The sequence below is a fragment of the Amycolatopsis sp. NPDC051903 genome (assembly GCF_044452505.1).
Classification (GTDB): Bacteria; Actinomycetota; Actinomycetes; order Mycobacteriales; family Pseudonocardiaceae; genus Amycolatopsis.
Genome location: NZ_JBITBT010000001.1, coordinates 830,599 through 836,897, shown reverse-complemented (window position 1 = coordinate 836,897; position 6,299 = coordinate 830,599). Strand labels below are relative to the sequence as shown.

At 72.0% G+C, this 6,299-nt stretch carries 8 protein-coding genes; 5 read left to right on the top strand and 3 right to left on the bottom strand.

All coding sequences use genetic code 11. The annotated features are described in order from the left end of the window. Positions 1-314, bottom strand: a 314-nt coding sequence (locus ACIA77_RS04265; RefSeq protein WP_395884294.1) for an acyl-CoA dehydrogenase family protein, incomplete at its 3' end; no start/stop codon positions are given. A 138-nt stretch (positions 315-452) separates the two neighbouring features. Between ACIA77_RS04265 and ACIA77_RS04260 the strand changes: the two genes are divergently transcribed. Both ACIA77_RS04260 and ACIA77_RS04255 read left to right on the top strand, forming a co-directional pair. Further along, positions 453-761 (top strand): DUF4190 domain-containing protein, encoded by a 309-nt coding sequence (locus ACIA77_RS04260; RefSeq protein ID WP_395884293.1) that lies wholly within the window; start codon positions 453-455, stop codon positions 759-761. A gap of 43 nt (positions 762-804) precedes the next feature. Next, a complete protein-coding gene (locus tag ACIA77_RS04255) occupies positions 805-1,803 on the top strand; it encodes a DUF4190 domain-containing protein (RefSeq protein ID WP_395884292.1) in 999 nt (332 codons plus the stop codon). Positions 1,804-1,812: 9 nt separating this feature from the next. Here ACIA77_RS04255 and ACIA77_RS04250 read toward each other — a convergent pair whose 3' ends face one another. Then, positions 1,813-2,364: a TetR/AcrR family transcriptional regulator gene (locus tag ACIA77_RS04250; RefSeq protein WP_395884291.1), complete on the bottom strand. Its 552-nt coding sequence runs from the start codon at positions 2,362-2,364 to the stop codon at positions 1,813-1,815. A gap of 76 nt (positions 2,365-2,440) precedes the next feature. Next, entirely contained in the window at positions 2,441-3,397 is a 957-nt protein-coding gene (locus ACIA77_RS04245; RefSeq protein WP_395884290.1) for a slipin family protein, read from the bottom strand. Between the two features lie 95 nt (positions 3,398-3,492). Between ACIA77_RS04245 and ACIA77_RS04240 the strand changes: the two genes are divergently transcribed. The 3 genes from ACIA77_RS04240 (at position 3,493) to ACIA77_RS04230 (ending at position 6,289) form a co-directional block, all read left to right on the top strand. Continuing rightward, positions 3,493-4,392 carry an aminoglycoside phosphotransferase family protein gene (locus tag ACIA77_RS04240; protein ID WP_395884289.1) on the top strand — a complete coding sequence of 300 codons (900 nt, stop codon included), beginning with the start codon at positions 3,493-3,495 and terminating at the stop codon, positions 4,390-4,392. 72 nt (positions 4,393-4,464) lie between these two features. Beyond that, positions 4,465-5,772, top strand: coding sequence for a magnesium transporter MgtE N-terminal domain-containing protein (locus ACIA77_RS04235; protein WP_395884288.1), 1,308 nt, complete (start codon positions 4,465-4,467; stop codon positions 5,770-5,772). Beyond that, on the top strand, positions 5,765-6,289 hold the full coding sequence (locus ACIA77_RS04230) for a DUF1003 domain-containing protein (protein WP_395884287.1): 525 nt from the start codon (positions 5,765-5,767) through the stop codon (positions 6,287-6,289). The genes ACIA77_RS04235 and ACIA77_RS04230 overlap by 8 nt, the downstream gene beginning before the upstream one ends. Positions 6,290-6,299: the final 10 nt, after the last annotated feature.

The following is a 6,299-nucleotide window of genomic DNA, read 5'->3' as shown; positions in this document are numbered from 1 at the left end:
TGCCGAGCCAGCATGTGCGCCACGATGAAATGCGTGTTGATCACCCCCGACACACTCATCCACCCCCGCGCGATCTCCTCCACCACCAGCGCATAGGTCAACAACGACTCGCCAAGACCACCGAACTCCTCCGGGATCGTCAACCCGAACAAGCCCAGCTCCTTCATCCCCTCCACGATCTCCACCGGATACACATCCGCACGCTCCAGCGCCTGCGCATGCGGAATCACCTCCCGATCCACGAACGACCGCACCGTCGCCAAAATCTCGGACTGCACATCGGTCAGGCCTGCGGTTTGGGCGAGGCGGGCCATCGGGAGCTCCCTTCCGCGGGGGTTACCGCGGAGTATTCACGGCTGAGCGGGTGCGCGCCTATGAGGGTGCTCACGAATGGGCCGCGTTTACCCCGTTAAAGTGCGGATCCGGACAACCTGTGGTGGGGAAGGAGCGTGATGAGCGAGGGATACGAGCACTCGTCGTTCGAACACCAGCCGTACCCGCCGCAAGGCCCGCCGCCCGGCGCGGGTCTCGCGATCGGCTCGCTGGTGTGCTCGATCGCGGGCCTGATCGTGTGCGCGCCCGCCGCGATCGCCGGGATCGTGATGGGCCACATCGCCTACCACCGCTCGCGCCACGGCCGAGCGACGGGCGGCGCGGTGGCGATCGCCGGGTTCGTGATCGGGTACCTCGCACTGGTGGTGTGGGGCATCACGATCCCGCTCGTGGTCCACGAACTCGCCCGCCTCGGCGCGTTCGGCTGAGCAGGTGCGCGGTGCCCAACCGCCAGAACCGAGGGGGAACCCCATGACCAACCCGTCCGAGCCGCAGGATCGGCCGGCCGACAGCACCAGCAGCACCGACGGGACGGCGAGCTACGAACCGCCCGCCACCGCCGAACCCGCGGCCTACGCGCCGCCGGCCACGGCCGACCCCGCGCCCTACGACCCGCCGCTGACCGACGCGACGGCCTTCGGCTCCGACGCGGCGGCCGAGCCGGGTTCGGGCAGCACCACCGTCGGCTTCACATCCGGGTCCGGCGAGCAGGCCGCAACGGGTGGTCACACCACCGCGGCGGCCGGTGGCTTCGCCGCGCCTGGCAGCTCCCCCGACTCCAGCGGCTTCACCACGCCTGGCGCATCCGGCGGTTTCGCCGCGCCCGGCACCTCCCCCGACGCCGGCGGCTTCACCACGCCTGGCGCGTCCGGCGGCTTCGCCACGCCCGGCACCTCCCCCGACGCCGGCGGCTTCACCACGCCTGGCGCATCCGGCGGCTTCGCCACGCCCGGCACCTCCCCCGACACCGGCGGTTTCGCCACGCCCACTGCGTCCGGCGGCTTCGCGACGCCCGGCAGCCAGCCGTCCGGCGAGTTCGCCGCGAGCGCGTACCAGCCGCCGGCCTATCCGGGGCAGCCGTACCCGGGCCCGACCGCCGCCTACCCCGGCGCCCCGGGTGTTCCGGGTGTTCCGGCGGCTCCCGGCACCCCCGCGCCGATGCCGTACGGCCAGCCGTACCCGCAGGCCCCCTACGGCCAGCCGTACGCGCCCTACGGCCCGAACCAGCAGGCCAGCGGCCTGGCCATCGGCGCGCTGGTCTGCTCGCTCCTGGGCCTGCTGACGTGCCTGATCGCGATCCCCGGCATCGTCATGGGGCACATCGCGCTGGCGAAGGCCAACCGCGGTGAAGCGGGCGGCCGCGGCATCGCGCTGTCGGCCGTGGTGATCGGGTACGTGATCGTCGCGCTGTACATCGGGTTCTTCGTGACGATCGTCGTCCTCGGGGTCAACGGCTACCTCGACAACTGAGACAACCGACTAGCGCACGCGCAGCCCGTCGACGAGCAGGTCGAGCATCCGGGACGCGCGGGTGCGCCAGTCGGACTTCGGGTCGATGCGCCAGAGGAACCCGGTGATGAGCAGGACGTCGTCGGGGTCGAGGCCGGGGCGGACGGTGCCGGCCGCCTCGTTCGCCTCCAGCAGCAGCCGCAACGCGCCGATCACCGGCTCGTACGTCTCCGCGGCGAGCCCCTCGTGGGTCGTGGTCGCCGTGTACAGCGCTTCACCGAGCCCGGCCTTCGTCGTGCCGTAGTGGGCGAGGTGGTCCAGCCACTCGCGCAGCGCGGCGAGCGGCGGCTGGGACGCGAGCAGGCGCGGTGCGGCGGCCGCGACCTGCCGCACCTCGTAGCGGTAGACCTCCAGGACCAGCGCGTCGCGGTTCGGGAAGTGCCGGTACAGCGTGCCCGCGCCGACCCCCGCGCGCTTGGCGATCGAGTTCAGCGACGCGTCGGGCGACTCCGTGAACGCCTCCAGGGCCACGGCCAGGATGCGCTCGCGGTTCTGCACCGCGTCCGCGCGCCGCTCGGCCACCGCGCCTCCCGCCCGTCACCCAGGAACCCCGGAAGCCAGCAACCGGAGAGTACTCCGCTTGTATTCTAGCGGCGGCTCACTCGGCGAGCGCGTCCCCTTCCCGGCGCGGCTGCGGCGGACCGGCGTGGCCGTTGGCCCCGGGCCTGCCCAGCAACGGCGCCGGCGGCTCGTCGGCAGGCGACTCCACCGGTAGCTCAGCCCGCGAGTCGGCCGGCGGCTCAGCCGGCTCGACCGGTGCGTCGGCGGGTTCGTCGGCCGGTTCCCCCGGGGACTGCTGGGCCTTCTTCGTGTTCGCGTCCAGGAAGCGCAGCAGCTCGACCGGGAACGGCAGCACCAGCGTCGAGTTCTTCTCCGCCGACACCTGCACCACCGTCTCCAGCAGGCGCAGCTGCAGCGCACCCGGGTGGTCGCTCATCGCCGCCGCGGCCTGCGCGAGCTTGTTCGACGCCTGCAGTTCACCGTCGGCCGAGATCACGCGGGCCCGCCGCTCGCGCTCGGCTTCGGCCTGGCGCGACATCGACCGTTTCATCGACTCCGGCAGCGCCACGTCCTTGATCTCGACGCGGTCGATGTGGATGCCCCAGTCGATCGCGGGGCTGTCGATCATGATCTCGAGGCCCTGGTTGAGCCGTTCCCGGTTCGACAGCAGGTCGTCGAGGTCGCTCTTGCCGATGATGGACCGCAGCGACGTCTGAGCCACCTGCCCGACGGCCGCGCGGTAGTCCTGCACGTTGATGGCCGCCCGCACCGGGTCGACCACGTTGAAGTACACGACCGCGTCGACCCGCACCGTCACGTTGTCCCGCGTGATGCCGTCCTGCCCCGGCACCGGCATGGTGACGATCTGCATGTTCACCTTGTGCATGCGGTCGGCGCCGGGTACCAGCAGCGTCAGACCCGGCCCGCGCACTTCGGGCCGCACCCGGCCGAAGCGGAACACCAGGCCTCGTTCGAACTGCTTCACCACGCGCACGCCCGAGGCGAGCCACACCCCGCCCACGATGACCACCGCACTCAGAATTTCCACGATCATGGCCACTCCCAGGATCGAAAAACCCCTGGTTGTTCACTGTACGCGCGCCTCGCGCCGGGCGAAACGCGTTCGCCGGGCCTGCCACGATGGGGATCATGGCCAGACTCGTCGTTCCCGCACCGTTCGCCGCCCGCGCGCCCCGTGTGCTCGGCCCGGACTGCCTGCCGTGGCTGGCGGCGCTGCCCGGCCTCGCCGACCGGTTCGCGCGCGAGTGGGACCTCACGCTCGAAGGTCCGGCCCTGCACGGGTTCGTCGGCGTCGCCCAGCCCGTGCGCCGCGCCGACGGCACCCCGGCGGTGCTCAAACTCGGCTGGCAGCACGAGGAATCGCGCGACGAGCCGCTCGCACTGTCCACATGGGCCGGTCGCGGAGCGGTGCTGCTGCTGGAGTCGGCGCCGGACGAGGGCGTGCAGCTGCTGGAGCGCTTGGACCACACGCGAACGCTGCACGGCGAGCCGGTGCTCGAGGCCGTCGGCGTGATGAGCGACCTCGCCCGGAGGCTGGCCGTGCCCGCTCCCCCGCAGCTGTCGCGCACGCTGCGGGGTGAGGCCGAACGGCTGCTGGCGAAGCTGCCGAAGAGCTGGCACGACCTCGGCGGCCCGTTCCCGCGCCGCGAACTCGACGCGGCGCTGGAGGTCTGCCGCGACCTCGGACCGGGCGCCGGCGGGCTGCTGGTGAACGAGGACCTGCACTACCAGAACGTGCTCGCCGGGCAGCGCGAACCGTGGCTCGTGATCGACCCGAAACCCCTCGCCGGCGACCTCGAGTACGGCGTGTTCTCCTTGCTGTGGAACCGGTTCGGCGAGTCCACAGTGGAGAACAAGCTCGCGGCCACCGGGTTCGACGCGGACCGCGCGCGGGCGTGGACGCTCGTGCGCGCCGTGCAGAACCGGCTGTGGTTCGAGGCGGATCTGGCCGGGTCCACCGAACTCGGCGCCGAACAGCCCGCGTACGAGGCGCTGCCCGCTTTGGTCGACTGGGCCTTGTCGTCCTGACTGAGAGAACGCTGGCAAGACACGGATCCGCGGCACGGGCGCCCGGGCCCGCAAGCCGATAGTGTCAGCCCCATGGCTGGCGTGAACAGGGTTTTCGTGGCTCGGCTGGCGGGCCTGCCGGTGTTCGGGCCCGACGGCGAGTCGATCGGCAAGGTCCGCGACGTGGTCGCGGGCTTGCGGCTCGACGCGCAGCCGCCGCGCATCCTCGGCCTCGTGGTCGAGCTCGCGACGCGGCGGCGCGTGTTCGTCCCCATGCTGCGCGTCACCTCCATCGAACCCACGGCCGTGACGCTCGCCACCGGTTCGGTCAACATGCGCCACTTCACCCAGCGCCCCAACGAGGTCCTCGTGTGCGGGCAGTTGCTCGACGCGCACGCGACGCTCATGGGCACCGAGACGCGCGTGACGATCGTCGACGCCGCCATGGAACCCACCCGAACCCGCGATTGGATCCTCACGAAGCTCGCCGTTCGCGAGCGCTCCACGCGCCTGTCGCTCGGCCGGCGGCGGGCGGCGATGCAGGTGCTGCCGTGGGACGAGGTCGCCGGCCTCGGCCTCACCGACCTCACCGGCCAGCCGCAAGGCGCGGGACGGCTGCTGATGCTGTTCGACACGATGCGCGCCGTCGACATCGCCGCCACCGTGCGCGACCTGCCGCTCAAGCGCCGCCACGAGGTGGCCGACGCGATGGACGACGAACGCCTCGCCGACGTGCTCGAAGAGCTGCCCGAAGACGACCAGAAGGAGCTGCTGGCGTACCTGGCGGAGGAGCGCGCGGCCGACATCCTCGAGGCGATGAACCCCGACGACGCCGCCGACCTGCTGGCCGAGCTCGCGCCCGCCGACCAGCACCGGCTGCTCGCCCTGATGGAGCCCGAGGAATCGGCGCCGGTCAGGCGGCTGCTCGCGTACTCCGCCGACACCGCGGGCGGCCTGATGACCCCGGAACCGGTGGTACTGACACCCGACTCGACCGTGGCCGAAGCGCTCGCGCACATCCGCAACGCCGACCTGCCGGCCGCGCTCGCGAGCATGGTGTTCGTCTGCCGTCCGCCGACGGCGACGCCGACCGGCCGGTTCGTGGGTGTCGTGCACTTCCAGCGCCTGCTGCGCGAGCCGCCGGCCGAGCTGATCGGCGGCGTCGTGGACACCGACCTCACGGCGTTGCGGCCCGAGGCGTCACTGGCCGAGGTCACGCGCTACTTCGCCGCGTACAACCTGGCGTGCGGCCCCGTGGTCGACGGCGGGGAGCACCTGCTGGGCGCCGTCACCGTCGACGACGTCCTGGACCACTTGCTGCCCGACGACTGGCGCGAGACCGGCCTGCACGACGTGGCCGACGGCGCCGACGTGCACCCCGAGGAGGCCGGACGTGCCTGAGCTCACCAGCGGTCGGCGGCTCGACCAGCCGCGCGGCCAGAACCGGTTCCGGCTGAACATCGACCCGGACACCTTCGGCCGCTTCACCGAGCGCATCGCGCGCTTCCTGGGCACCGGGAAGTACCTGTTCTGGCAGACGCTGATCGTCATCGTCTGGATCGCGCTGAACCTGGTGGCGACGACGCTGCGCTGGGACCCGTACCCGTTCATCCTGCTCAACCTGGCCTTCTCCACGCAGGCCGCGTACGCCGCGCCGCTGATCCTGCTCGCGCAGAACCGGCAGGACGACCGCGACCGCGTCTCGCTGGAGGAGGACCGCACGCGCGCCGCGCAGACGAAGGCGGACACCGAGTACCTGGCGCGCGAACTGGCGGCGCTGCGGCTCGCGATCGGCGAGGTCGCGACCCGCGACTACCTGCGCAGCGAGCTCGACCGGCTGCGCGAGGACCTGGCCGGCAGCGGCAAGGCGCGCAAGGTGAAGCAGGCGGCGAAATCGGACGTGCCGACCGGTACGTAACATGGGTTGC